Raw genomic sequence first — 24,412 nt, 5'->3', positions numbered from 1 at the left:
GCTGGTCATCGGCTCAATGCTGGCGTTGGCCCTTGATCGATTGCGTCTCGCCCTTCGTCGTCTCCAGCTCTTGCACGATGCGCTCCTGCTCAGCGCGCAGCTTGGCGAGGGGGTCGGTCTGGACCAGGGCGTTGGGATTGGTCTGGCCGGGGTGCTCGGCGATCATGCGCGCCGCGTCAGCAGCCGCCGCGGCTTCGTGGGCTTCCCTCGCGGCCGACTGCTGCGACCCGGCGACGATCGCCCTCTCGGCGCGGAGCTCCCGCTGCGAGGTCGGATCCATCGCCGCGTTCGCCTCCTGTCGCCGCTCCGCATTGAGAGCGCGATCGGCGAGACGCTCCGCCGCCGCGGCTTCGCGACGTTCCTGCGTGCTGACGTCCTGCGCGCGGGCGACGAGCCTGTCCGCGTTCGCCCCGACGATCGCCTCCACCTCGCTTCGGCTGAGCTGCTGAACACCGCGCTCTTGGGCGCGCTGCAGGTCGATTCTGTTCGCGACGGTCTCCAGATATCGCGCGGAGGTCTCGCGGAACTGCTGCTTGCTCCGGCCGTCGAGCAGGTCGCTTGTCCGCGACACCGCCTCGTTCATGACGCGAAGGTCCTTCGCCATCTGCTCCGATGTGATCGCCATTGTGGCGTCCTCCTTTGCCAGGTGTTCAACACGCTTCCCGATCGCCTGCAGGATCCCGCCGACGGCCTGCGCCAGGAGCAGCCGCTCGAGCATGTCCTTCGCTTGCGGGTTCGCGGGCTGCTCGGCCGCCACGGTGCGCCACGCCACGACGCTTTCGTTCACCGCCCTGCGGTCCGGCGGCGACATCGGCAACCGGATCGGGTTGGACCGCGCGACCGCGATGCGCTGGCGCGCGTTGTCGATGAGCCGGCGGTTGGCGGGATCGGCAGCATAAGCGCGATCCCTTGCCTCGCGCGCCGGGCGCGGCCGGTCGGCGGCGTCGACGATGGCCTTGTCCTTCGGACCGTAGCTCTGCGACGACGCGCGTTCCCGCGCCGACGTGGCGACGATACGTAGCCCCTCGGCCCGGGCGTGCTGGGCGTAGGCAGCACGCCACTCGCGGAACGTCTCCGGGCCCGGGTGCAATTTCTGACCTGACTCGCTCTTGGCGGCGATGACGGCGTGCACGTGGATGTGGCCGGCCGCCTCCTTGTCGACGTGGATGCCGAACATAAACTTGTGGTCGCCGAAGCGGTCGTGCAGGAAGCTGCGCGCGGCGCGCCGCAGCGCCTCGACGTCGGTGCCCGCCTTCGCCGACAGCATCAGGTGCATCGTGTCGCGCACCGACTGAGACCGCAGCGATCGGCCCCACTCGCGCGTCGCAATCCGGGTGTCAGCGACGTTGGCGATGGTCTTGCCCTTGTCGTCGACGGCCGCGCCGTGGTCCAGGAGCTTGTTGAGGCGGTAGGTGACGCCGTTGCGGCCGTGGTTCGTCATCCCCGGCGACACGCCGATCGCCTGGATGTCGACGCCGGTCGTGGCGTGGATGCGATCCTTGATCTTCCCCTCCGACGCCATGTCGAAGCGCTTCCGGGTGAAGCCGCTCTCCTGGGCACCAACGCGTTCCTCGCGGACACGGAACCTCTCCTTCGGCGGGCCCGCCAAGGCGATCACCAGGCGCGCCTCGAGCTCGCCCGAGGACGTCGTGTCGAGCCGGTAGGCGTAGCGGTGCCCGGCGAAGCCGGCGGCGATCGCTTTCTCGTAGGTCTCGCGTCCCTCCTCGCTGTCCTTCACGCCGCGCAGCGTCAAGCGGACGGCGCCGACGTCCTGGCTCTCCGCCCGCTTCGAGAAGTTGACCGACCACGCCTTGATCTCGTCGGCGACGGCCTCGCGGTCCGTCAGCATGCGTCCGTCGTGGGTCTCGAGCGGCACGTCCTCCCGCTGGACGTACTGCCCGGTCTTCGTCGCGCGGGTGACACCCCGCGCGTAGGACAGCACCTTGACGACGGCCGGCTGGTAGCCGGCGGCGAGCTGGCGTGCCCGGCCGACCGCGCCCTGCCCTGCCCCACTGAGCCCCCCGGCGATCGGCGACTGCGCGGCGGGACGAGCCGTGACCGCTCCACCGCCGCCTCCCCCGGCGGACGACGCCGGCAGCGACCGCGAGCGCTCCTCGTCGCGGCCGCCGGTGATCGTCTGCCCGCGAATGACCTGGTCCGCCGGCGGCGCTTTGGGAAGCGGCGCGACCCGCGCCGCGCGGCGCCGCGGCTCCTCGTCAAGGCCGCCGAAGGCCCGCGGCTGCCGCCGTGACTGGGCCGCCGCGCCGACCGCGGTCCGCGCGGCCTCGACCTGCGCCACCCACCAGGCGATCTGCGCGGCCCGGTTCATCCGGCGTCCTCGATTGCGACTTCGGCCGGCAGCGAAAGCCCGGCCTGCCATCGCAGCTTCGAGCCATAGGCGACGGTCATCTCGGTCAGCTCGTCATTGATGGCGGCGACCACCTCGTGCAGCCCGCGCCACACCGGCTCGGTGTCCTCGATGCGCACCGCCTGGCCGCGATGGATGGCTCGCAGGACCTGCGAGAGGTTGCGGCCGACCATTCGGACCTGCTGGGCGAGCTCGACGACGGCGCGCGTGTTGTCGGCTGACAGAGCCGGACCGGCCTGCACCGACGCGCGGATCAGGCGCCGCACCACCTCGGCCTTCGACACGCCGAACAGCACCACGGCGGCCTGCAGCCGCGCCTCGTCGGCGTCCGACAACTCGGTCCGAAGCCTCGGCTTGCGTCGCGGTGCTGCGGCGGAGCGGGCCATCGGCGCTCCCCTTCCCTTCCCGTTTGCACAGTTCGCTGGTCGCTGTCGCTGGTCCGGAGCCGAATACGCCAGCGTTCCATCAGGACGCCGGCGTCGCGCGATAGCGCCCCGGCTGCGCCAGCAGCCGTCCCCGGTTTGGCCCACAAACCGGTATCTTGTCAACCATTATCTAATACACTGAATGTTAGATGCTCAGCGCAATGAAGGGCGCTGGCGTCCGAAACAGCTGTCCGAATGGACTCTCCAACCCTATGGCGCGCAGCACCTTCCACAAGCTCCTGATTGCGGCAATACCGCAACTCGCTAATGCCACGTTGCGTCATCTCGCGATCGCCGCACGAACGAAACACTGGAACACCGCAACTCGACAAGATCACAACACCGCAAAACGCGATTGCCCTAACACTACAACACCCGATTCCAACATCGCTACAATTAGGCATGACCGCATTTGTGACATGACGGACTGCCGAACCAACGCATTACGGCAAAGCAGCAACGCCAACCTACCGGAAATCGACAATGCGCGATTGCTGTATGTTCATTATGTTGTATGTTGGCATTTCGTACATGCGCCTAATGTCCCCGAGGGAGGACCAAGTGCCGAGCATCTTCGCCGTGGCGAACCCGAAAGGCGGAAGTGGTAAGACGACCGTCGCGATTATCCTTGCGGCTGAGTTCGCCAAACACGGCTATTCAGCCGCCATCGTCGACGCCGACCCGCAAGGGTCTTCCTACCAATGGCATGCGTCGTCAGTCGCGCGGGGCTTGAGCCCGCGAGGCGTGGACCTCGTGCGTGCGCCTGATGACAAAGCTCTCGCCCAAGCGATTGATCGGCTTGAAGGCTACGACGTCGTCGTGATCGACACCCCAGGTTATTATGGCGGTGTCTTGATCCAGTCGGCGCTCCGTGCAGACCTCGTCGTCCTCCCTTGCAAGGTGCACACCTTCGACGCTTCGCAGGTCGTGCGCACAATCCGCAATCTCGAACAGCACGCAGCCGCTTCAAAGTTGCCGATGAGCCAGCATCGCGTTCTGTTCAACGAATACGATAGCCTCGACCGCAACACGCGGCCGCTCAAGGAGGTCGTCGCCTATCTTGATGCGGAAAAGGTACCCGTCTGCGCTAATGCGCTGTATCGGCGCATCACCTATCGCACCATGACAAGCGGACATGGCACTTTGTACCAGATGAGCGACAAGGACGAATCGATCCGAAAGGCCCGTTACAATGCCGATCAGGTCGTCCGCGAATTACTCGCGGCAAGCCAAGCCGCCGGCCAGGGCGACAGCGCCGCATGACGGATCCCGCCTCTGCACAAAAGCCGGATCGCCCTCCCCTGCCCCGCGACGCGTTCCGCGCCCATCGGGTCAACTCGGCGGCGCCCGATGTCCTCGCGGCCCAGCCGGTCGTCGTGACGCCGGCGTATGAAGATCAGGTCATCGCGCCGGCGGCACGCTCCGCCCCGTTGGATAGTGCGTCCGCACGGAAGCCGCCGCGCTTTCAGAAAGCCCGCAATCGAAATCCATTCGACGCCTACGGCGAGCGATCGTCGTCTCGGCCCTATGCGTTGCGCTTCCCCGATGCGATCGACCTTGTGGTTCGCCAAATGGCCGCCGAGGAGCGAACGCAGCCGCTTCGCATCATCGACCGCATTGTCTACGACCACCTCAAACGAATCGGCCGCCTGCCGCCTCCGCGCGAAACTTGACGGCGAGGTCTCGCTAACGAGGCGTGATAGAGAATTTGCCGCACGGCGATGCACCGACACCATTGAAGTGGAGCAGACGGGATTGCCCTGACGAAACATCATCCGGGAAGGAAGACCCGAGGCGGTCTCGGTCGCGAGTCGCTTGCCCTTGCCGACGTAGCGCCATCAGCATCGGCCAGACCGAGAACTCCCAGTTGCGGCGCGGCAGGCCAGGATTATGAGATAGCCTCCTGGACTCTTGATCCCTGCGCCGCGTTGCAGGATGGCGGCGAGCACCACACTCACTTGCCCCATCGCCCATTGCGGCGCAGGCCTCTTCCCAGGCACTGGACTGATGCCGAGCATGGGCGCACGGTCGAAGCGGTCGTGACAATACCTGAGAAGTGCGAATGCCGCCGCGTTCGTAGTCGACGATACGGTGCTGAGCGAAAGCGGTCGCTGTCCGAACGGCGTGATCGGATTTTGGCCAAGCATCTCCATTAGTGTCATCTCCTTGCGAGAGCGCGAGGCAAACCAATCCCAGTCTCGACTACATCGAGCTCATAGCCGAGCGGGCAGGCATCGATCCGCTGAGATTGCTTCGCCGGCTGGGTAGCCCCACGATGGGACGGCGCCCGAACATCAGGGATACCCGCGCGGCAAGGTGAGTCGTTTCAAGCACCTGCCTGTTAAAGTTTCTAACGTCCAATATACTGGACCTCAGGCTTCATGTATGGTTCCCGTAGTTTTTCGCTATGGACCCGAAAGCCGGTCAACGATGCCGCCCGTCCGCAAGCCGCTTCCCGTCGATCACTCGATCCTGAACGAGATGTTGGCGATCCGGCTGCAACAGCTTGAGATCGAGAACGGCGGGATGGAATCCTTCCTGCCAAAGACTGGCCTTGCGCGCGGCACCTACTACACGATCCTGCGCGGCATCGGCAATCCGACGCTAAGGACGATGGAGCGGATCGCTTCGAGCCTAAATATGAGCGTGCTCGAGCTTCTCGGCTTTGAGGTTGGAGATGCGCGCCGCGCGCTCAAGAAAAGCGGCGTCAACTACGACGAGCTGGTCTCGGCGATCGGCAAGAAAAATCGGGCCGACCGCGGGCTCGCGCGGCAGACCCGATCGCGAAAGCTTCCTTCGTAGTGCGGAAACCCCAGTTCCGTCATCGAGGCTTCAGGCCTTGACCAGGAGCGATGGGGAGGCCGAAGCCTCCCCGCTGTTCGCTATGCCGCGGTGCGTTCGCTGACCTGCGCCAACCGGCCGAGCTCCAGAGCGATGAGATCGACGGTGTAAACCCGCTGGCCATCGCGTTCGAAGCTGTTCTGCCGAAGCCGACCGCGCACATGGACCAGGTCGCCCTTGCTGACGTGCTCGTTCACGTAGGACTGGATTGCCTTCGTAAAGATCGTAACCTCGTTCCAGTGCGCGTCGTCCTTCCATTGACCTTTGTCGTCCTTGAAGGGGTAGTTGGCGCAGATGCTGACGCGAACTGTCTTGCCGACCTGCTTGATGGTTCCGACCCGACCGATGAGTGTGAATTCGGCGATATTGCGCATTGTCTTTCTCCATCTTGTGGGGCTGTGCCCCGTTGCGATGGCTTTTCCGTAATGGCCGAGAAGACGAAACAGAGCCGGAAGCCGCCAGAGGCGAGCGGAGGGCAAGCGCAGCGCTGCGCCCCGACCGGAGCCACGAATTTTGGCGCTGCAGGCGCATGCGCGAGGAATGCCGGTCGGGGTCCCCGCTTGCAGGGCGTCCGGCAGGGGAAAATTCTTGGCTCCAGGGGCCGACGTGCCGTCGACGGCCATAGGTATCCAGCCATGCAACCGGGAGCGACAGCCCCAACGGGAGAAAGACCTGCCACCGCCGCCAGGGCCCGGATATTCGGTCGGCGCAACCAAAAAAAGGACGGCATGTGGATCATCGCGGCGTTTCGCACATTTGCCGATGGACGACATTTCGGAAGCGCCGACCTGCGCTGATTGGTACGATCGAACTGGCGATTCCCCGGACCTGTGCGACCGGCGGCAGAGAGACCGAACAGTGCGTAACGGCCGCGCAGTTTCAGTTTTCCGCGACTCACGGCTCGCTCGATCACGTGCTCGCAGCCAGGTGCGTCGACGGCAAAAGCTCAATAACGCCCGGCAAAGCGAGGAGATGAAGGTGAGGTCGTCCATCACGTCACGCCCGCCGCTTTTCATTGAGGTGCGAATTGATCTGCGACATCAAGATCGGGCCAAGCGAGAACTCTCCGGTCTCGGCTTTTCGCGTCAAACCGCGCAGGTAACCGCCGGCGGACCTGATCGCGGCGCCGCGCTGCAGGATGCACGCAACAACAATAGCCGCGGGCGTTTCGCCCAGCACCGTTTGCGCCTCTTCCCAGGCGCTAGGGCTGATCCCAAGCATCGATCGAACCACCGTGGCGGTGGCAAGAAAATCCCGCCAGTTCGAAATCCCGCCCTTCGCGTAGTCGACGATGTCGGGGCAAGCACTCAGCACCATTCCCAACGGATAGGTCCCTTCCGCCACCCTCGGTACTCGAGGTTTTGGCTCAGCCCTCGCCGCCCGGCCTTCATGAAGGCTAGGTTCAAGATCAATAAAGGGGTTTGTATTTGAATTCTGTATGTGGCGCTCAGAATGGGACTCATTGGCGCTAGGATTCGTGGTTTTGATGTGTGTTTCCAGAAGATTGAGCACGTCATCAGCAAGCTGTGAGAGCTCTTCGGCGATCGGCTCGAGTTCTTGCCGCGTTGCCGTGCGCGGAATCTGGTCGACGATCGAGCGGAAGGCAGCGTGAACCTCCTGCCAGTCGGCCGGCCCCTGCCCTCCCCTACGGGTAGGGATGGCTTCCTCGATACCGGTTGCGATCATCTTGGCGATATCGCGCCGGCACAGCGTGATCCGCTCACGGACGAACTTAAGCGCCCGCGCTTCTGCCTCGATGTCGGCCGCCAGACTCTCGAACTCTTCGGATCGCACAACCAGGGGGGAGATATCGAAGCCGAAGGCAAGTTCGATCTCGCCGGCGCTGCCCTTGCGAGCGTAGCGCTTGCCGTTCGGACTATCCCGCCGAACGACCAGGCCGGCATCGACGAGTACAGCGAGATGACGCCGGAGCGTCGATGCCGGCATCCCATGCGCCCGCAGCGACAACTGGTGGTTCGACGGGAAGACGATCAGATCGTTTTCACCGGTGAGCGCGGTCTCCGGATGGAACGTGAGGAGCGCGTTCAGGACTGATAGCGAACGCTCGGAGACGCCAAGACGCGGCCGCGCCATGCAGATGGCGTGGAAGATCTTCCATTTGTGCACGACCTTCTCTGGCGGTCGCGTCGTTGCCATCATCTGGCTTGCCACATGGGCAAGCGTCAACGATCGCCGCCCAAAGGGCGTCGTTGGAGAGTGTGATTGCATGTCTTTGCCTTTTCAGGGCAAAGGAAGTCGGCTCGCCAAAACGACGCTGTCTCTCACGAGACACTTGACTGCGATTCGCGGAAGTGATTCTCTGTCAGTCGCCAAACAGACGAGAGAGGGCTTCCGGACGGAAACGTTTGGGGGCCTTTTCTTTTGCCGCTATGAATCCTTCTTCGTATTGCGGGAACGCGGTTTACGCATCGGCGCGGCGTCGAAACGCGGCGTAGATCTCGGGCAACTGTTCGATCAGGTAACTGCCGAACGACGGAGCTGATTTTTCCTCGATTGTGAGCTGAAGGCGGTCCTTTCCCTGCACGATCTGTGCAAGGGGAGCCCCGGTATCTGCCTTAATGACCTGCTTGGTCGCTTTCGCCTGACGAGGCGAAAGCGACTTAAGGACTCTGGCAAACCTTGTGTCGCTCTCAAGCCCATCGAACCCTGGCGTCGCGATCGCTTGGCGCCACCTGTCGCCCGTCTTCGTTAGGAGTTCCGCCAATTGTTCCCAACGCGGGCGGCCAACCTTTGGCGCGGGTCCGATAGCGACGATGAGTGCTTCGGGAACGCTGCGCGCGACCATAATCATGGTCGATAGATTGCCTTTGTGGACCGCCAAGGCGGCTGTTAACGCTGACCGAGCAAACCCGTGATCCTCAAGCCTCGCTGCGAACAGCGCACGCTCGATGAAAGAGAGATCGCGCCTTTCGAGGTTCTCCCGGCCCTGGGCCACCACGAGTTGTTCGTCGCTCAGCTGTTTGACAATGGCCTTAATTGGTCGGCCAAGGCGCTGCAGCGCTTCTAATCGCCGATGTCCATACGCAACTTGATATCGCCCCTCCGTTTGAGAGCTCGGTCTCACGAGAATCGGGACTTGTTGTCCGTGTTCGGCAATACTGGCCTGGAAAGCCTCAAACTCCGCAGCCTTTGCGTCATCCAACCGGTCGCGAATAAAGGATGGGTCGATTAGTGCGGGATCGAGCTCGACAACATGAGTGCCGCCTGCGAGTTGCTCGCGCAGCACCCTTGCCTCGTCGGCTTCCTGCGATAGGCTTTGCAGCGAAAGCCCCATTGCTTTTAGTGATCCCGACTTGACCGGAGTTCGAGTTTGCCGGTCTTCGGAGGATGGCTGCGTGATAATCGGCGCCATCATGGCTTTGAGTGCGTCGCGTCGTTTGTTCACACCGCCCTCCCCCACGCCTCTTTCACGAGGCTCTCGATCTCAGCATGCGCGCCGTCGAGCGATTCAAGTGCGCGGTCGTAGGTGCTACGAACAAAATTCTCGCGGCCGACTTCATACAGCGTTTGTTTGGTCAGCCCTGCGTCGGAGATGGCAGTCGACTTCAAAACAGCAGTCGTGAGAACCCGCTCGCCGAACAGACTACGCATGAGCCCAACGATTTGGCCTTGGGGACCGTCGGTGGGCTCAAAACGCGTAATCACGTAACGAAAGAAATCGTAATCGGCGTCGCCGCCGGCTTGCTCAACCACATCGAGAAGACTCGCGGTCATGTGCAAGAACTGCGACATCGATGCGACGTCGAGCATCTGAGGATGGATCGTCACCAAAACACTGCGAGCGGCACACAGCGCGGAGAGCGTGAGAAAACCAAGAGATGGCGGGCAGTCGAGAATGACGACGTCATAGTTGTCTTCGACTGACGCGAGGGCACTTGCGATGCGCGAGAAAAACATGCGCTCGGAGCCGCGGTTGCGTTCGGCTAGGACCTTGGGCGTATCATGCTCGAACTCCTGGAGTTCTAGATTGCCCGGAACTATATCGAGGCCCGAGAAATAGGTTTTCCGGATGATCTCGGACAACGGTCGGCGAGCATCGTCGTAGCGGATTGCGCCATACAGCGTTTCGTTTTCTTGGAGATCAAATTCTGGCTGGAGGCCGAATAAGGCAGAGAGCGATGCTTGAGGATCGAGATCAATCGCTAGAGTGCGATAACCCCTCATGGCGAAGTGTTGCGCCACGTGGGCGGCGGTAGTGGTTTTGCCGGAGCCGCCCTTGAAGTTCGTGATGGCGATGACCTGGAGATGCTCACCCTCGCGACGGTTCGGGGCGTAGCTCTGTTTGGTCTTCGCAAGCGTGCGTCGAATCTCGTGCACTTGCTCCAAGGAAAACAGCCGGCGCCCACGGGCCGTCTTCTCTGCCTCAGGGGCGTCGCCGGCAAGTGAGAGATGGCGAATATAGGCGTCGGTAACGCCGATCAGCTTTGCTGCTTCGCCGGAGGTGAATTTGCGGAGCTCTTTCAGGGACGACGGCGGAAACGCGCGTAGCCGCAGCTCCTTGAGCTGGGCGCTAAGAAGATCGGCGTCCGACTCCACAAGCCGCGTTAGAGAACGGACTTTTTTGCCCGTTCGGTGGCTGGCATCATTTGCTGCTAGAGTCGTCATACACGCTCGGTATCCGAATTTCCCACATTGAGCGTAAATTCGGCGACTTCTCCGAGTCGGTCAAGCAAATAAGGGTTAACGGAAATTAACCATTTGGCCGAGTGGTAGTGTTCTCAGCTGAGAACTTCGACTCACCGCTGGGCAGTTCTCAGCTGAGAACTGCCCAGCGCGCGCAAGGCCCGCAGCTGGGTGGGCCCATGGTGCATCAGAGAATCAAGCGCGCCGCCCGCCCTAACGACCGCTCTGCCTCATTGTAGTAGCTCGCTGCCTGTTGCACCGATCTGTGCTGGGACTGCTGCATGGCCTCCGGCAGAGCAACGCCTTGGCGGGCCGCCTCGGTTAGATACCCCGACCTCAGCCCGTGCGCGGAAAACTCCCTTGGCTCCAGTCCCGCCATCGCACAGCGTCGCTTGACGATCAGATTGATCGACTGCGGGGTCAGCGCCCGCTCCTCGATCGCCTCCCAGCGGTCGATGGCGCGGAAGATCGGCCCCTTGCTGATGTCGGCGCGCTCAAGCCATTCGCGCAGCGCCTCGACCGGCGGCCCGACCAGGAGCACCCTCCCCGCCTCGTCCGCAACGCCGGTCTTGGTCCGGCCGAGCTGGATCGCCACGCATGGCAGGGTCGGCGATTGAGGATCCTTGGGATCGAGTGGCACCGCCGTCTCGTCGCTGATCTGCTCGACCCGGAGTCGCGCCACCTCGCTGCGCCGTCGTCCGCCCGAGGCGAACGCCAGGAGCAAAATGGCCAGATCCCGGGTATCGACGAGGCGGTCAGACCGGCATGTCGCGAGCAGCCGGTCGAGCACGTCGCGGGTGACGGCCCGCTTGCTCTTGCGCTGGCGCGGCCGGACGCTGGCCCGCACCGCGAGCCTCAGAGCCGCGCGAAGACTGGGCGCGTGGAACGGGCCCTCCTGCCCTTTCCAACGATGCAGCGTGCCCCAGTTCGCCAACCGGCGTTTGACGGTCGATGGCGCGTGCGGGCCATCGGTGCGAAGCAGCAAGGCCTTCCGCAGGTCCGCCGCGACCTCGCTTGGCATGCCATGCTGGGGATCGGTTTCGCGTGCGGCCGGATCCCAGAGGTGATGCGCCACGTATTTCAGGGCCAGGCTTTCCGGCGCCGGCCATGGCAGCGGCGCGCCGGTCGCTGCCATGGCCCAGCCCTCGAGGTAGGCCAGATCGGACGCGAGCGCCCGCAGCGTGTTCTCGCCCATGCCCTCGCGCGCGAGATGCCTCAGCGTCGCGACGTCATCGTCGGTCAGCAGTTCGGCCAACCGATCCCGCCGCTCCATCGGCAGGATCGCCGATAGCGTGTCGAGCTGCAGCGCGCGACGAGTTGCGGAGTCAAAGTGGGGGTGGCGATCGGTGAGGAGGTCGCCCATCACGAACCGAGGGGAAGAATGCGCACGCGCGCACGCTGCGGATCGATCAACACCAATGCACCCTCCGCGAGCTCGCGCTCTGTCTGTGCGATCGCGCGGAGGAGGGCGCTGCCGATCGCCGTCGGCGTCAGGAGGTCAGCGCGAATCTGAATGACGCTCGGCTTTCGGCGGCCCGTGGCCGCCAGGATTGTCGAGAAATCGAGATCATTGGTCAGAACGACATGGTCATGCGTGGCGGCCCATCGCATGAGCGCGCGATCGGGCGCGTTGGCCGCGCCGACGCTCGACCAATGCGTCGCCTCAAGCCCGGCTTCCTGCAGAAAAGGAACCCAGTTTGGCGACAGGTTCATGTCGATTAGGAACCGCATCAGGACGCGCGCTGAAGATCGACCTCCCGCTCTTCGGCGCGCCAGGCCGCATAGCGGAGGGCTTCCAGCACGTCCTCGCGCTCAAGGTAGGGATAGTCGGCGAGCAGCGCTTCGATGCTGCGGCCGCCGCCAATTTGGCCGACAATCATGCCGACGGTGACACGCTGGCCACGAATACAGGGTTTGCCGCCCATCACGGCGGGGTCTTGGCTGATGCGGGCAAAATCGGTCATTGGGTCACCTCGATTAACAGTCTAGCATATTTTTTCGCGCCGTTTCCGCGATATCGCGGGCAGGTGGGTCGCGCCTCAGTCCCATGGATTGAACAGCGGCACGCCCAGCGGCGCAAAATCGTTGGTATTGCGGGTCGCGAGCACGAGCTCGCGGTCGAGAGCCGTCGCCGCGAAAAACCCGCCCATGACCGAAAGCGCAGAACCGTTCTGGCGGGCATGCGCCATCAGATCGCCCCAGCGCTCGGCGATCGCGGGGTCGATCGGCAGGATCCGCCCGGCGAAGCGCGCCGGCAGATCCTCGGCGAGCCAGGCGGAGAGCGCCTCGCGCCGCCGGCCGTCGTCCATCAGGGCGATCCCCCGACTGAGCTCGGCGATCGACGCCACGCTGATGAAGGCCCGGTCCTCGTCGATCGCATCGAGCCAGGCGAGCACCTTTGGGTCCGGCGCCGGCCGGCGAACCTCCGAGAGCACGTTGGTGTCGAGCAGGATATTCATAGATCGAGGTCGCGCGGCTGGTCGCGGACCCGATCGAGGTCGAGATCGGCGTCGCGCAGGGGCGAGGCCAGCAGGAATGCGGCCAGGGTGCCTTTGCGGACGGTCTTGCGCGCCCATTCCTCGGCCGAGACGATGACGACGCTGGGCTTGCCGTGGCGGGTAATGATCTGAGGATCGGATTGAGCGCGCTCGATCACCTCGGAGAGGCGCGCCTTGGCACCGGCCACGGTCCACTGGCCCGACCCGTGCGCGGAAGACTTTCGGGATGCGGTCATGGCTTGTTCCCGTGACTATAATGACTAGTGTGACTATAATCGGTGTTTTCGCGAGTCTCAAGATCGACCGCGCGGGGAGGGCGCCTTTGTGTTATCTCCAGACCAAACCGAAAGAAGACGCCATGAGCAGTCCTCCAGCCAAGCCAACACGCTGCCGGCGACGGCCGACAAGGCCAGTGCGGGCGACTGGCGCCAGAAAGCCGGCCGCGATCGCCGCGTCGTCCGCACCGTCGATCTGACCGACGAAGAGATCGCAGCGATCGAGGCCAGCGAGATGGAGCCTGGCTTCGAACATCTCAATGCCGAGCTCGACGATGGCTGAGTGCAATTGCGGCGAGGGCCGGAATGCATCCGGAGGCGGGGAGGGGGTTGGCAAGTGGCGCGTCCTCTCGTCGATCTGGTCCCAGCGTGCGCACTTTTGGGGCCTCCAGAAGCCCAGAATCGCTGATTTGCGCGGTGACGTCCAACACTATCGATAAGAGGTACTTATCGATAGTTACAACTACACGCCAGAAGGCATCGCTATGACGGAAGCTATGTTCATGATAGCTTCCGTTACGGTGATTCCTCATAAGGTTATCAACGCATTGCTCCCGCTCTACCAAATCTCCGATGCGTTGCCCTGGAGCCAGATTGCCGGCCCGCTGGCGGCCGCGGAAGACGCGGTCGCGCGACTCGACGAGCGTCTCGCCAAAAGCCCGATCCGCGACGGCTTTGTTGCGCGGACTCACTTCACCGATGCCTGCGCCACTCTGTGGCTCGAGGGCGAACTCGTCCACCTCGAGGATCTGGTTCTCCACGACGCTCGCATGGACGTGCGCACGCCGACCCACGAGCTCACCCGCGCGCACGCCGTGCTGCGCGCGCGGCGCCGCATCGCCGACGCCAAGCCCGACTGGGCGCTGTCGGCCGCCGGGCTCGTGGGACTGCGGGGCCGGGGAGGGCGCGGCGACCGGGAAGAAGAAGATGGCAGCCGGAAGGGGGAAAGTGGAGCGAAGGCCGATTCGGACGATGCCGATGGTGAGGCTGAACTGGATGTATCGCTCGACCTGGCAGCACCCGACGAACGGCTGGCGGACGCTTATGCAGCGCTCGACGCCGCGATCGCCAAAACCGACCAAACCCTCGCCGGCGAGATCGCCACCCAGGCGAAGCGACCGCCCGAGCGCGACCCGCTGGTCTACGACCTCGACTGGGACGAAGACGAACGTCTCGTCGACTGGCGGGCGATCGTCGACCAGACCCGCACGCTGCCGCCGACTTTGGCGGCGGCGGTCGCGGCCGACGCGTGGGGCGCACTCGAGCCGCTGCAGCACACGCCGTGGCTCGGCCGGCTGCTTGCCGCCGCGCTGCTGCGCGAACGCGGCAAGACCCGCGCGCACCTTCCGTGCCTGCACGAGGGGCTGAAGGCCATTCCGCGCGAGCGGCGGCGGCCGCGGGATCAGACTGGCCGTCTCGCGGTCCAGCTCGAGGCGATCGCGGCCGCCGCCGAGGCCGGGCTCAAGGATCACGATCGCTGGTTAACTGCGCGCACGCTGCTCGCCCGCAAGCTCGCCGGCCGCCGCTCCACCTCCCGGCTGCCGGCGCTGATCGACTACGTGCTGACCCGGCCGATCGCCTCCGCCGGCATGATCGCGCAGGAGCTAAAGATCACGCCGCGCGCCGCCCAAGATCTCGTGGCCGATCTCGGCCTGCGGGAGGCGACGGGGCGGGGACGGTATCGAGCTTGGGGAATTCTGTGAGATTACCGACCCGGGGGCGAGGACACGTACATAACCAGCCCCGATGTCCGCTTTGCGCCCTCATTGCAGTCATTGAGCGCTCGATAGAAACTCATCATTGCCCTACGGCACTGATTTACCCTAATTTTATGCCACACCTTGCGGGTGTCGCGCGTCAGGGATTCACTCGCAGATACGCGAAAAATTTTTTGCTCGGCGTGGTTCCGGGTCTGGCTCCTGCCGGAATTAGCGGCGTAGAGGCGGGCCAGACGTGGACGCCAGAACACCACTGTTGCGCGCGCGAGGCGGTAAATGGCGAGACCCCTGAATAAAAAAATGGACGAAGGCGGGTTTTACACCCGCCGTCCCGAGATCGAGGCCAGCATCGACGAGGCCTTGGCCCAGAGTCCCGAGAGGGTTTTGCGACGCGCGGCAATCCGCAATGTCCGCGACACCAACTACATGCCGATGGAATGCCTCCTCCATCTGATGCGTGAGGCCAGGCTGAAAAAGGACAAGTCGTCGGAAAGCAAGCTCTACCTACTCTTCATGTCGCGTTGCGAAGCGCGGCTGAAGCGGGCTATCCCCGACGGCAGCCGGACGGACGCCGCCGACCTCCGCGACGAGGTAATGTTCAAATTCAATGTGATGTTCGCGCGCGTCGGCACCAACGAGGACGCCACCGCCCTCGACTATTATGAAGTCAATTTCAACCAGGCGTTCCGGTTTCTCTGGTGGAAGCAGGTTCGCAAGGACAACGCCCGCAAGAAGATCTTCGTCGATATCGGCCAGGAAAAAGACGAAGACGGCAGGCAGCTCGACATGGAAAACACGCTCGCGAAGCTTTCGGAGGCTGCGCGCAACCCTGCGCAGCAGGATAACTACGTTTATCTGGGACAGGTCGGCAAATTCCTCGCCACCTTATCCCCCGCCGACCAGGAGACCGTCAGACTGGTCTTGGTCGAAGGCTACAAAATCAAATCGGATGATCCGGACGAAGTGACCGCTGCTAAGATTCTTGGCGTGGGTCGCCGGGCCATCAACAAGCGGCTCGCCAAGGTGGCCGCCGCACTGAGAAAGTTCCAGCAGGAGAGCTGAACATGACCGCCATGAACACGAAAGACGAGTGCGATGTGCTGTATGCGCTCGCGCTCGCCATGCCTACGCCCGATCCAAAGACGTTGGACGATTTTGTTCGAAGACATCCACAGCACGCCGCAGCTTTGACCGAGTTTGCCGTTGAGCTCGCGCTGAACGGGCAATCCATTGGCGAAGAGGAAGGCGAAGAGGCGGTCGATGTAGCTGTCAGTCCAGCGGTCTCGCGCGCAATTAGCCACTTCCAAAACGTTTCATTCGAATTGGAGCAGAAAGGTCTTCCTGGCAACTTGGAGAAGAAAGGATTGGCTGAGGCACCGAAATCGTCCGGCAATCCATTTGCTTCTTTAAGCACCGAAGGCTTTCGAGCATATGCGGCTAAGCTTGGCGCCAACTCGATTTTCGTGGTGAAGCTCCGAGACGGCAGGATCGAGCCCGAAAGTATTTATTCGCGTCCTGGCTTTTGCAAGGTCGCTGCCGACGGCCTCGACATCCCCGTTGAAGCGCTGATGGCGCATGTCCGCTCCGGACCAACCGTGAGCGCGCAGCAACTGCATAAATCCGACAGCAAGCCCGTTGCTGACAAACGGGAAACTTTTGAAGAAGCGGTCCGCAGTTCGGGAATGACACCCGAACAGCAGCAGCACCTTTTGGCAATGTGAGACGCACGTGGACGCCTTCGAAACCATACGGATCACCGCCGCAGGGCTGCACGACCAATTCGTGGCAGGCGGAGCCGACGCGCTCAAACCGCTGACGCTCGTCGGCGCTGCGATCAAGCATTATGGTATCGAGCTGGCATTCCTCGAACCGGGCAACACAGCCCTTAATGGCGGTCGGGCCTTATTCGACCAGCAGAGCCGCACCATCTGCGCGGAAGACAAAGGATCGGACGCAGATCGCGCTCTGCTTGTCGGCCACGAGATCGGCCACGTGGCTGTTCACACGATGACGAGTTGTTGTGGCGCCAGCGATATCGATCCGTCGCGCTCGACCGAATCCGCGCCTGTCGGCCTGCAAAAGGTTGAGGATTACGGCGCACGCGAGCGGCGTGAGCTTGAAGCGAACGTGTTTGCCCGCGAATTCCTGTTCCCGCGGCACCTCGCGCGAAAGATGCACGCCGATCAGGTTATGTCGGCTGCGGATATCGCGGCGGCCACCGGCTTGCCGGTGCCGCTCGTGCGGCAGCAAATCCTGGACGCGTTGCTCCTGCCGAAGATCGAGCCTACCGCCAGCAAACCAAAGCCGGTTTTCACGGAGGACCCGGCGCAAGAGGACGCAGCCCGACATCGCGACAAGCCCTACTTGCTGCGCGCGGGGCCTGGGACGGGCAAAACGCGAACGCTTGTCCGGCGGATCGAAACGCTGATTGCGGACCATGTCGATCCGCCCTCCATGCTCGTACTGACCTTCTCGAACCGGACAGCCGCCGAACTGTCTGAACGCCTGTCAAAGACCATCGGGCAGGATGCGGCCCAGATGTGGGTCGGCACTTTCCACGGTTTCGGCCTCGATCTCGTCAGGCGGTTTCACGAAAAGCTCGAACTGCCGCCGGACCCCACGCTCTTCGATCGCAGCGACGCAATCTCGGTGCTGGAGCAGATCCTTCCCACCCTGCCACTCAGCCACTATCGCAATTTGTGGGACCCGGTCGTCGTGCTGCGCGAGATTCTGCAAGCCATCTCGCGCGCCAAGGACGAAGTCGTAACGCCTCCCGAATACCGGCGCCTCGCGGAGGCCATGGCGAAGAACGCAGACCCAGCCGATGAAAAAGCCACGGATCTCGCAGCAAAGTGCGTGGAGATCGCATCGGTCTACGAGCTCTACGAACACGCAAAAAGTAGCCGTGGCGCCGTCGATTTTGGCGATCTCATCATGCTGCCGGCGTTGCTCATCGAGCGGGACGAGGCAGTGCGCAATGCGGTGCGACTGCGTCACAGGCATTTGCTCGTCGACGAATATCAGGACGTCAATCGCGCCAGCGTCCGACTGGTAAAGGCCGTCGCGGGTGCTGGCGAAAACCTCTGGGCCGTCGGCGACGCTCGCCAGTCCATCTATCGATTCCGGGGGGCGTCGTCCGCCAACATGGCATCCTTCGGCGCCGACTTTCCCGGCGCGAAACTTGGTCAGTTGGGCTTAAGCTACCGGTCGACGCAGAAGGTGCTCGACGCCTTTGGCGCTTTTTCTGCCGGCATGCCGTTGCCGCCGGAGCTTGCAAACCTGCCGCTCAAGGCCGAGCGCGGCGTCGGCGAGGCGCGGCCCGAGCTGCGCACGCTTCTCGATCCAGCCGAGGAGGCCGCCGGCATCGCCGCGAGTATCCGCGAATTAGAGGAGGAGGGTATCGCCCTTCGCGACCAGGCGATCCTCTGCCGCACGAACGACAGATTGAATGAGATCGCGCAAGCGCTCGAAGATCGCGGCATTCCCGTCCTCCATCTCGGCAGCCTGTTCGAGCGCGAAGAGGTCCGCGACTTGCTCAGCGTCCTGAGTCTCGCTGCCGACCGGTTCGGTGCAGGACTGGTGCGTATCGCCAGCATGGAGCGCTATGCCATCCCGGCGCAGGATGTGAAGCGTCTGCTCGACCATCTGAAAGGCAGCAAGAAACCAGCCATCCTTCGCCTCGAAGAGCTGCCGTCGGTCGCGGATATCTCACCGGCCGGCGTGAAAGGGATCTCAAGGCTCGCTGACGATCTCAAAGGCATAAAGGCCTCTGCCTCGCCTTGGGATATGGCGACAACCTTCCTCCTCGACCGGACCGATCTTGTCCGTAGGATGGCATCCGGCACTGGCATCGGCGACCGCATGCGGGCCATCGCGGTCTGGCAGTTCCTCAATTTCCTTCGCGATCAGAGTCCGGTGGCGACGGGTTCTTTAGTGCAGACGCTCCTCGATCGCGTGCGCAACCTGGTCTTGCTGGCCGAGGAGCGGGATTTGCGGCAGGTGCCGGACGCGGCTTTGCAGATGAACGCCGTCCGGCTCATGACCGTCCACGGCAGCAAAGGCCTCGAGTTCGAAGCGGTGCATATTCCCGGCTTCGTAAAGACAGGCATTCCCGCGAGCTATCGTGGCCTGTCATGCCCGGTATCGGAGGGCATGATCGAAGGTGCGGTCGGCACCGTCTTCGAAGAGGCCGATCGCGCACATAAGCAGGAGCAGGAATGTCTGTTCTTCGTGGCGATGTCGCGCGCGCGGACCCATTTGCACCTCTACAGCTATTGGCAGCAGCCGAACGGCACTACGCGTAACCCGTCCGATTATCAGCCGCGGATCGCCGGAACTCTGAGGTCGATCGCGTCCCCGTCTACCATCTATCTGCCGCCCCGTCCTGCACGGCCTATAGAGATCATCATCGCGGATGAATGGGAGCGCACGCACCGACATGTGTCAGCTTACGAGAGTTGCCCGCTTCGCTTCTTCTATACGCATGTCCTGGGCATCGGCACGGCACGGCGCACCACGCCGTTCGAGCGCACGCACGCCTGCATCTACGAGTTCATCGACTGGCTGGCGGAAGAACGCGTCAACGCACCGCCCGATCTGAACGCCGCACAAGAAGCGTTTGACGCAATCTGGAAAGACAAAGCTCCGCACGACAGTCCCTATGTAGCCGACTATCACAAGCTGGCCAGCAGCATCGTCGCCGGCCTAATCAACGCGGGTGCTGGTCGCCGCTTCAGGGAAGCGGCGCCGCTCGCCATCAACTACCGCAATGGCAAGGTGATGGTGATCCCCGACGAAATCGCGGAGCGGCACGATGGTGTGATCGTCGTGCGCAAAGTGCGTACCGGCAAGCGGGGCAAGACTGAGTTCGGCAAGCTGGAGTATTCACTTTATCAGCGCGCGGCCACGCAGCATTTTGGCGCTCGGGCCATTGTTGAAGCCGTGCATCCGAGCGATCGCGGTGTCGAAGACGTGCCGCCGCCGAAGGCGACAAAAGCTGGCAATAACGACACGAAGGTGGAAGAGATTCTCGCAGGTATCGCAGGCGGGAGTTTCCCGCCCGATCCCGATTCCTTCCGCTGTCCGCGTTGCCCGCACTTCTTCATCTGCGCGTCGGTGCCGCAAGGTCCGCTTCACATCGCATAGATTCTTTTTCCCAACCCGGTTCCGGTTTTGCCCGTGACCCGGAATTAGCCCGGCAGAAGCGACAGGAACGGCAATCGGGCCAGCCCTCTCGCCACCGAAAGGGTTGGGATATGCAGACCATCGACATCTACTACCAGGGCGAAGGTGTTGGCGCTCTTGAGCATCTCGAATTCGACGTCGACGAGACGTTCGCTGCGTTGCAGGCGGCAATCGTCGACAAGCACAACATCGTGGGCGAGATCGTCTTGTTCATCGAAGACGAAGCTGAGCCTGTCGAAGGCAGCGCCAAGCTCCGCGACAAGGCCGGCCGTGCCGGAATTAAGGCGCATGTGCATCGCTGCCGCAAGATTGAAGTGGTCATCCACTTCAAGGAAAAGACCGTGCGCCATGAGTTCGCGCCGGGCGCTACCATTGCCCGCATCAAGCACTGGGTGACGGTGCGCAAGTTCGGCATGACCGAAGAGGAAGCCAGCCACCACCATTTGCAGATCGCGGGCACGACCGATCAGCCCGATCCCGGCACGCATATCGGCACGCTCGCCTCCTGCCCCAAGTGCTCGGTCGCGTTCGACCTCGTCACCACGCCGAAGGTCAACGGTTGGGAGGACGCGTGAGCACCGCGGCACCGGCAGGGCTCGACGAACGGGCCCTGCGCGCCGACCTCGCCCGACCGGCGTTTCGGCTCGCGCAATCGGAAGGTCGCTTCCGGTTGATCTCGATCAACTGGCCCATCGTGTTGCTCGGCGTCTCGGCCATTGATGGCCAAGAATACGTCCTGAGGTTCGATTGCAGCGGCTATCCCGCGCTCGCACCGACAGCACGCCCTTGGGACCCGGAACGCAACGCGCAGCTGCCCTTCGACCGATGGCCGCGCAGCAAAGGCGGCCGTGTCGGCGCGGTGTTTCGGCCCAACTGGAAGGGAGGCACCGCACTGTATTTGCCATGCGACCGCGTCAGCCGAGAGGGACACGACAACTGGCGCACCGAAACACCCACGATGATCTGGCGTCCCGAGCGCGGCATCACACAGTATCTGGAGATTGTGCATGAACTTCTCAATTGCGGCGATTATCAATCGGCTGCTCGCGCCGCGGCGTGAACTGTCATGCTCCTGGTTTCTGTGGAGGCGGTTGACGGCGAGACTGCGCGAGCGCGGACGGGGCGAAAGCCGTGAAAGTGGCGCCTTCTTGCTCGGTAATGCCGACGCGAATGGCATCGCGCAGATCAGCGATTTCGTCCTGTATGACGATCTTGATCCGCATAGTCTCGACACCGGCATCGTCCGCTTCGACGGCAAGTATTTCGGGCGGCTTTGGGCGATGTGCCGGGAGCGCGGTCTGACCGTTGTCGCCGATGTGCATGTCCATCCCGGCGATTCCGGGCAGAGCAACTCAGATCGCGCCTACCCCATGGTCTCGCAGGCCGGGCATATCGCACTGATCCTCCCGCGCTTCGCGCGCAGGCCGATCCAGCACGACGACATCGGCATCTATCGCTACCTCGGCGGCGGCGCCTGGCACACCGTGCCGCGTGTTCAACGTCGCCAATTCTTCAACATCGGAATTTGAGGATTGAGATGACCATTTTTACCCCTGCCGACGAGATGCATCGGCTCGCCAAGCGCGCAATGGACAATGGCACGGTCACAAGCCGGCAAGAGGCGGAGGCCCTGCTACGCGGCTACCGGATCGCCTTGTCCATAGGACCGGACGAGGCGATCGATCGTTATCATCAGGCCGCGCTGCTGACCGCCGTTGAGCTCGGCCGGCGCGTCTTTCTCGGCGGCGTAACCGTCGAGGGCGACCTTGATGTGCCGTTGCACGTTCCGGTGGCCTCCGGCCCGACACTCCGGCACGCCGTTGCCGCCGCAGGCGGCACGCCAGGGCCAGCGACGGCGGGCATCCCGCTGATTGCGATCGGCGGTCTCGCCAAGCCAAAGTCACACGGCTTCTCGATCCGGGCGGTATTCGATGGCTGGCGCGGCGGGATCGTGCCCGGTCACACTGAAGGTCCCGATCGCGGCGGGATCGGTCCGATGGCATTGGCGCCGATGCTTGCCGCAGCATTGGCAATCAACGAAGCGTTCCTCCATCTTTCGGGTGACAGTCCCTTCGCCGGAAAGCGAACCGCCGGCCTCAATCTCTGGACCTTGTCGCGGTCGACCGACTGGATGTCGTGCGACGCGAGTGCGCCGGAGCTTTCCTATCTACCGTCCCGCCTTTGGCTCATCGGCCTCGGGCATCTCGGCCAGGCTTATCTCTGGGGACTCGGGCTTTTGCCCTATGCGACCGATGCGAAGGTTGAGGTGCTCCTCCAAGACGTCGATGTGATCACGCCCTCGACCGAAAGCACCTCGATTCTCTCGGATCGCACGATGCTTGGCGAAAAGAAAACGCGCGTTACCGCCAAATGGGCGGAGCGGCGAGGATTTGCCACCACCATTACCGAGCGGTTGTTCGATGAAACCTGCCGCCGCCACCACAATGAACCGTCAATCGCGTTGTGTGGCCTTGACAATGCCGTAGGACGACGCGCGCTCGACCAGGCCGGCTTCGATTTCGTGGTCGAAGCCGGGCTGGGTCGCGGGCATCAAGATTTCCGCAGCCTGCTGATTCACACACTGCCCGGCGAAATGTCGGCGAGCACGCTTTGGAGAGACGAAGGTAAAAACAGTCAATCAGCGGTCGATGCGGCGGCCTATCGCAAGATGCTCGAAGAGGGCTCCCTCGACCGTTGCGGCGTGACCTTGCTGGCAGGCAAGGCGGTCGGTGCTCCGTTCGTGGGTGCGGTTGCTGCGACACTCGTGCTTGCTGAGGTATTGCGCCTCCTGCACGGCGGCGCCCTGCATAGGCTGATCGACATGAACTTGATTGACATTGCATACGTTCGAGCTGTGCCTCAGCTGCGCGACTTTTCAACATTCAATCCTGGCTTCATCACGGCGGAAGGCAGTCACTCTTGATGGGGAAAGCGGACCGTCCATGAGGTCATTGCTGATTGCGAGCCGCCGCAGTGCGTCCCGCTTCCAGGATGATAGTTTCTTGGCCCAGTCCAAGACGTCGTCGATCGGCTCTGCAGTCATCACCATCCGCCCCCGGAAAGATAATGAGTTATTCGCGTGATTCTTGCGGGTAACTCGGCTTCGTTGAGTTATTTCAATATCACGCTGATTGCCCGGTGCGTAAGGTCTATCGGACGCGCAGGGGACATAAACAGGGGGTAGGAAACGGTGACGTATCGTTTTGTCCATGCTGCGGATATTCATCTCGACTCACCCCTGCGCTCGCTTGCGCTGCGCCATCCCAACCTGGCGGAGCTGATCGGCAATGCCACCCGGCGCGCCTTCGTCCGGGTGATCGACCTTTGCCTGGACGAGCAGGTCGACGCGCTCCTGATCGCCGGAGATCTCTACGACGGCGATCAGACCTCTATGAAGACGGCGCGATTCCTCGCCGAACAGCTACGAAGGCTCAGCCAAGCTGGCATCCGAGTCTTCATCATCCGCGGCAACCACGACGCACTGTCAAAAATCACCAAGGAGTTGGTACTGCCGGATTCCGTGAAGGTCTTTGGCGGGCGAGGGGAGGCAATTGATATCGATCGCGCGCCAGGTCACGTTCCTGTTGTCGTCCACGGCCTGAGCTTTGCTCAGCCGCACGCCCCAGAGAGCCTCCTCGGACGATTTCGCCCCGCGGTCGACGGCGCGGTCAATATCGGCATTCTGCACACGAGCCTCGCAGGAGCTCCGGGCCACGATCTCTACGCGCCGTGCAGCATTGCCGATCTGCAGAAGAGCGGTTTCCATTATTGGGCCCTCGGCCATGTGCACAAACGCTCGGCCATCGAGGGCGCATGCGCGATCGTGATGCCCGGCATGCCGCAAGGCCGCGACATCAACGAGGCCGGCCCGAAATCGGTGACACTCGTCACCATCGCAAACGATCGCTCGATTCACGTCGAGGAACGGATCACCAGTGTCGCTGAGTTCGAGCGGATTTCGGTCGATGCGAGCGGCTTGGAAGATTGGCGCGACCTCGTCGCGGCGGTAACCCGAGCGCTCGAAAAGGAGCGCGACGCTGTCCAGTCCGAGCACCTGGTCGCCCGTGTGCGCATAACGGGCACGACGCCGTTAGCCTGGCGGATACGCCGCGACGCGGACTTGCTCAAGACAGAGGCCGACGACAGGGGCTCCGTCATCGGAGGATGCTGGATCGAGCAACTCGAAATCGCCTGTCGCCCGGCCGAGCAGCAGGGCCAAGCGTCGGGTGACCCTATCAGAGAGCTCCATCGCCTGATTGAAGACGATGTCTTCGGATCGGAAGCGTTTCGAAGCGATCTGGTGGGCGTGGTCGAAGAGATCAGAGCTCAGCTTCCTCAGGAGTGTCGTGACATCTTCGGATCGGACGAAGCCTCTTTCAAGGAGACTATCACTCGTCTCGCCCGCGACGGCGCCGACGGCGTCATGGCGCGTCTCGAAGCTGTCGGTGAGAAAAGTTAA

25 protein-coding genes are annotated in these 24,412 nt (G+C 63.0%); 13 read left to right on the top strand and 12 right to left on the bottom strand.

The window, feature by feature from the left end; genetic code table 11:
- Window positions 1–13 precede the first annotated feature (13 nt).
- Both V4R08_RS17715 and V4R08_RS17710 read right to left on the bottom strand, forming a co-directional pair.
- Window positions 14–2,329 carry a relaxase/mobilization nuclease domain-containing protein gene (locus V4R08_RS17715; protein WP_335580668.1) on the bottom strand — a complete coding sequence of 772 codons (2,316 nt, stop codon included), beginning with the start codon at window positions 2,327–2,329 and terminating at the stop codon, window positions 14–16.
- Window positions 2,326–2,754 (bottom strand): hypothetical protein, encoded by a 429-nt coding sequence (locus tag V4R08_RS17710; RefSeq protein WP_335580667.1) that lies wholly within the window; start codon window positions 2,752–2,754, stop codon window positions 2,326–2,328. The genes V4R08_RS17715 and V4R08_RS17710 overlap by 4 nt, the downstream gene beginning before the upstream one ends.
- 600 nt (window positions 2,755–3,354) lie before the next feature.
- Between V4R08_RS17710 and V4R08_RS17705 the strand changes: the two genes are divergently transcribed.
- The 3 genes from V4R08_RS17705 (at window position 3,355) to V4R08_RS17695 (ending at window position 5,595) form a co-directional block, all read left to right on the top strand.
- A complete protein-coding gene (locus V4R08_RS17705) occupies window positions 3,355–4,056 on the top strand; it encodes a ParA family protein (RefSeq protein WP_335580666.1) in 702 nt (233 codons plus the stop codon).
- Window positions 4,053–4,466: a hypothetical protein gene (locus V4R08_RS17700; RefSeq protein WP_335580665.1), complete on the top strand. Its 414-nt coding sequence runs from the start codon at window positions 4,053–4,055 to the stop codon at window positions 4,464–4,466. Before V4R08_RS17705 ends, V4R08_RS17700 begins: the two co-directional genes overlap by 4 nt.
- 757 nt (window positions 4,467–5,223) lie before the next feature.
- Entirely contained in the window at window positions 5,224–5,595 is a 372-nt protein-coding gene (locus V4R08_RS17695; RefSeq protein ID WP_335580664.1) for an XRE family transcriptional regulator, read from the top strand.
- 80 nt (window positions 5,596–5,675) lie between these two features.
- Here V4R08_RS17695 and V4R08_RS17690 read toward each other — a convergent pair whose 3' ends face one another.
- From V4R08_RS17690 to V4R08_RS17650, 9 genes are all read right to left on the bottom strand, one after another.
- Window positions 5,676–6,008, bottom strand: a complete 333-nt coding sequence (locus V4R08_RS17690) for a single-stranded DNA-binding protein (RefSeq protein WP_335580663.1) — start codon at window positions 6,006–6,008, stop codon at window positions 5,676–5,678.
- Between the two features lie 622 nt (window positions 6,009–6,630).
- Complete coding sequence (gene repC / locus V4R08_RS17685; protein ID WP_335580662.1) at window positions 6,631–7,863, bottom strand: plasmid replication protein RepC; 1,233 nt, start codon at window positions 7,861–7,863, stop codon at window positions 6,631–6,633.
- Window positions 7,864–8,056: 193 nt separating this feature from the next.
- Window positions 8,057–9,040, bottom strand: a complete 984-nt coding sequence (gene repB, locus V4R08_RS17680; protein WP_335580661.1) for a plasmid partitioning protein RepB — start codon at window positions 9,038–9,040, stop codon at window positions 8,057–8,059.
- Window positions 9,037–10,260, bottom strand: a complete 1,224-nt coding sequence (gene repA / locus V4R08_RS17675) for a plasmid partitioning protein RepA (protein ID WP_335580660.1) — start codon at window positions 10,258–10,260, stop codon at window positions 9,037–9,039. The genes repB and repA overlap by 4 nt, the downstream gene beginning before the upstream one ends.
- A gap of 205 nt (window positions 10,261–10,465) precedes the next feature.
- Complete coding sequence (locus V4R08_RS17670; protein ID WP_335580659.1) at window positions 10,466–11,641, bottom strand: site-specific integrase; 1,176 nt, start codon at window positions 11,639–11,641, stop codon at window positions 10,466–10,468.
- On the bottom strand, window positions 11,641–12,009 hold the full coding sequence (locus tag V4R08_RS17665; protein WP_335580658.1) for a DUF5615 family PIN-like protein: 369 nt from the start codon (window positions 12,007–12,009) through the stop codon (window positions 11,641–11,643). Before V4R08_RS17665 ends, V4R08_RS17670 begins: the two co-directional genes overlap by 1 nt.
- Entirely contained in the window at window positions 12,009–12,242 is a 234-nt protein-coding gene (locus V4R08_RS17660) for a DUF433 domain-containing protein (RefSeq protein WP_141383087.1), read from the bottom strand. The genes V4R08_RS17665 and V4R08_RS17660 overlap by 1 nt, the downstream gene beginning before the upstream one ends.
- Window positions 12,243–12,317: 75 nt before the next feature.
- On the bottom strand, window positions 12,318–12,737 hold the full coding sequence (locus V4R08_RS17655) for a type II toxin-antitoxin system VapC family toxin (protein ID WP_335580657.1): 420 nt from the start codon (window positions 12,735–12,737) through the stop codon (window positions 12,318–12,320).
- Window positions 12,734–13,012 carry a type II toxin-antitoxin system Phd/YefM family antitoxin gene (locus V4R08_RS17650; protein ID WP_335580656.1) on the bottom strand — a complete coding sequence of 93 codons (279 nt, stop codon included), beginning with the start codon at window positions 13,010–13,012 and terminating at the stop codon, window positions 12,734–12,736. The genes V4R08_RS17655 and V4R08_RS17650 overlap by 4 nt, the downstream gene beginning before the upstream one ends.
- A gap of 88 nt (window positions 13,013–13,100) precedes the next feature.
- Here V4R08_RS17650 and V4R08_RS17645 point away from each other — a divergent pair, with 88 nt between their 5' ends.
- From V4R08_RS17645 to V4R08_RS17630, 4 genes are all read left to right on the top strand, one after another.
- Entirely contained in the window at window positions 13,101–13,334 is a 234-nt protein-coding gene (locus V4R08_RS17645) for a hypothetical protein (RefSeq protein WP_335580655.1), read from the top strand.
- A 220-nt stretch (window positions 13,335–13,554) separates the two neighbouring features.
- Complete coding sequence (locus tag V4R08_RS17640; RefSeq protein ID WP_335580654.1) at window positions 13,555–14,754, top strand: RHE_PE00001 family protein; 1,200 nt, start codon at window positions 13,555–13,557, stop codon at window positions 14,752–14,754.
- A 315-nt stretch (window positions 14,755–15,069) separates the two neighbouring features.
- Window positions 15,070–15,831, top strand: a complete 762-nt coding sequence (locus tag V4R08_RS17635; RefSeq protein ID WP_335580653.1) for a hypothetical protein — start codon at window positions 15,070–15,072, stop codon at window positions 15,829–15,831.
- A gap of 2 nt (window positions 15,832–15,833) precedes the next feature.
- Window positions 15,834–16,490, top strand: a complete 657-nt coding sequence (locus tag V4R08_RS17630) for a hypothetical protein (RefSeq protein ID WP_335580652.1) — start codon at window positions 15,834–15,836, stop codon at window positions 16,488–16,490.
- A 181-nt stretch (window positions 16,491–16,671) separates the two neighbouring features.
- On the opposite strand, the gene V4R08_RS18345 is transcribed toward V4R08_RS17630, so the two are convergent.
- Window positions 16,672–17,208 (bottom strand): hypothetical protein, encoded by a 537-nt coding sequence (locus V4R08_RS18345; RefSeq protein WP_335580729.1) that lies wholly within the window; start codon window positions 17,206–17,208, stop codon window positions 16,672–16,674.
- On the opposite strand from V4R08_RS18345, the gene V4R08_RS17620 reads away from it, so the two are divergent.
- The 6 genes from V4R08_RS17620 to V4R08_RS17590 all read left to right on the top strand — a co-directional run bounded on the left by V4R08_RS17620 (window position 17,134) and on the right by V4R08_RS17590 (window position 24,412).
- The gene (locus V4R08_RS17620) at window positions 17,134–19,914 is read left to right on the top strand and encodes an ATP-dependent helicase (RefSeq protein WP_335580724.1); all 2,781 of its coding nucleotides are present in this window, start codon (window positions 17,134–17,136) and stop codon (window positions 19,912–19,914) included. The genes V4R08_RS18345 and V4R08_RS17620 overlap by 75 nt on opposite strands.
- A 110-nt stretch (window positions 19,915–20,024) precedes the next feature.
- Window positions 20,025–20,528, top strand: a complete 504-nt coding sequence (locus tag V4R08_RS17615; RefSeq protein WP_335580651.1) for a hypothetical protein — start codon at window positions 20,025–20,027, stop codon at window positions 20,526–20,528.
- Entirely contained in the window at window positions 20,525–21,013 is a 489-nt protein-coding gene (locus tag V4R08_RS17610) for a DUF7665 family protein (RefSeq protein ID WP_335580650.1), read from the top strand. The genes V4R08_RS17615 and V4R08_RS17610 overlap by 4 nt, the downstream gene beginning before the upstream one ends.
- The gene (locus V4R08_RS17605) at window positions 20,961–21,482 is read left to right on the top strand and encodes a hypothetical protein (RefSeq protein ID WP_335580649.1); all 522 of its coding nucleotides are present in this window, start codon (window positions 20,961–20,963) and stop codon (window positions 21,480–21,482) included. Before V4R08_RS17610 ends, V4R08_RS17605 begins: the two co-directional genes overlap by 53 nt.
- An 8-nt stretch (window positions 21,483–21,490) precedes the next feature.
- A complete protein-coding gene (locus tag V4R08_RS17595) occupies window positions 21,491–22,876 on the top strand; it encodes a BilD N-terminal domain-containing protein (protein ID WP_498038910.1) in 1,386 nt (461 codons plus the stop codon).
- A 267-nt stretch (window positions 22,877–23,143) separates the two neighbouring features.
- On the top strand, window positions 23,144–24,412 hold the full coding sequence (locus V4R08_RS17590) for a metallophosphoesterase family protein (RefSeq protein WP_335580646.1): 1,269 nt from the start codon (window positions 23,144–23,146) through the stop codon (window positions 24,410–24,412).

Source organism: Nitrobacter sp. NHB1, assembly GCF_036964665.1.
In the GTDB taxonomy this organism is placed as follows: Bacteria; Pseudomonadota; Alphaproteobacteria; order Rhizobiales; family Xanthobacteraceae; genus Nitrobacter.
Note: the sequence above shows the minus strand (reverse complement) of the source record. Positions and strands in the feature narration are given on the sequence as shown.